Here is a 1,656-nt window from a genome sequence, read left to right as displayed (position 1 = left end):
GGGCTGGGGGCGGCGGGCTAGGGCGTTGCAGATCAGGGATGTCAGTTCTGCCGTTATGTTGTCCAGGGGGATGTGCTGGTCGCGGGCGGACCAGTGGTGGACGAGGTTGTTCACGGCGCCGATGATGGCGATCATGGTGAGGCGGTAGTCGCGGTCGGCGGCCTCGCCGCGGGCCACGGCCTCGCGGGCCAGGGTGACGAGGGTGTCCTCCCAGCGGGAGCGCCAGCGCAGCCGGTGCCGCTCCAGGCCGGCGCTGACGCCGATGACCTCGACGAACGCGATGCGGGCCCAGCGGGGGTCGCTGGCGGTGACGGTGACGAAGGCGCGCACGGCCCGTTCGACGCGGGTCGGGAGGTCGGCGCCGACGGCGTCGGTGTAGGCGGCGGTGAGGGCCTCGGAGGCGCGCTCGTTGATGTCGCGGTGCAGGGCGAGCAGGAGCTCCTCGCGTCCGGCGAACTCCTCGTAGAAGTTGCGGGTGGACACGCTCGCCGTCGCGCACAGCCGCTCGATGGACGTGGCGGCGTAGCCGCGGGTGCCGAACAGTTCGAGGCCCGCGGCCAGCAGGCGCTCCCGCCGGTCGGCGCGGCGCTGCTCGGCCGTCCGGCCGCCATAGCTGCGCCTGGGTGGGGGGTTCCGGCCGCTCATCGCTCTCCGTCCACCGGACGAATGGGGCAGCGTCAGCCTAACCGTGCGACCGGCCCTTTTCACCGCCGTCGCGGGTCAGCCGGTGAGGAGGGTGTCGCGCCACCCGGGGTCGGTGGTGAGGACGGTGAGGCGCTGCGTGGCACGGGAGACGGCGACGTAGAGGACGCGCAGGCCGCGCGGCGACTGGGCGGCGATGGTCTCCGGCGCCACGATCACCGCGGCGTCGAACTCCAGGCCCTTGGCCTCCAGGACGTCGAGGACCTGGACGCGTTCGGGCAGGTCGGCGGCGAGCCGTTCGCGGTCGGCGGCCGTCCAGGCGGGGAGGCCGGACGGTTCCGGGCCGTCGAACAGGGCCGGCTGCCCGGTCGGCTCCTCGGGCGTCGCCTCGTCCGGGGGGAGTGGCACGATTAGGCCGATCGTGCCGTCCACCTGGCCGAGCAGTTCCTCGGCCGCCTCCCACGCGGGGGTGATGCCGAGTTCGGGGAGCACGCGCACGACCGGGTCGATGCCGGACGTGCGGACGGCGCGGGCCGGGCGGGCCTCGGGCAGCGCCTTCGCGAGCACCCGCGCGGAGACGGCGGCGATCTCGGTGGAGTTGCGGTAGTTCGTGGTCAGCTCGAACTCGTGCCGTGCCCGGACCGGGGCGGGCTTGCGCGGCCGGCGGCGGCCTCGGGACGAGCCCTGGGAGCGGTCACGGCCGCCGCCGAGTGCCGTCTCCATGGCCTCGCGGGCGGCGTCCAGGTCTTCCCAGGCGCTCTGGGCTGGGTCCGCCACGATGGTCCAGCTCGCCTGGCGGCCGCGTCGGCCCAGCATGCGCCACTGCATGGGGGAGAGGTCCTGCGCCTCGTCCACGACGATGTGCGCGTACTCGGGGCGCTCCTCCACCACGCCGTCGTCCACGCGCCGGGACCGTTCGAGCCGCTCGATCGACGTGGTGAGCTCCTGCATCTCGGGCTCCCACGTGTCGTCGGCCACGTCCTCGCCCGTGAGGATGTTGACGCCGTCCACGAC

At 74.1% G+C, this 1,656-nt stretch carries 2 protein-coding genes; both read right to left on the bottom strand.

Annotated elements, in window-relative coordinates; all coding sequences use genetic code 11:
- A partial coding sequence (locus E1200_RS33205) for a TetR/AcrR family transcriptional regulator (RefSeq protein WP_131956619.1) occupies nucleotides 1-645 on the bottom strand: 645 nt, incomplete at its 3' end.
- A gap of 75 nt (nucleotides 646-720) precedes the next feature.
- Nucleotides 721-1,656 (bottom strand): ATP-binding domain-containing protein (locus E1200_RS33200; protein ID WP_165950567.1); only part of this gene is annotated, 936 nt, incomplete at its 5' end.

Origin of the sequence: Actinomadura sp. GC306 (assembly GCF_004348665.1) — a bacterium.
Classification (GTDB): Bacteria; Actinomycetota; Actinomycetes; order Streptosporangiales; family Streptosporangiaceae; genus Spirillospora.
The sequence above is the reverse complement of the archived record's forward strand: the minus strand, read 5'-3'. Positions and strand labels throughout refer to the sequence as shown.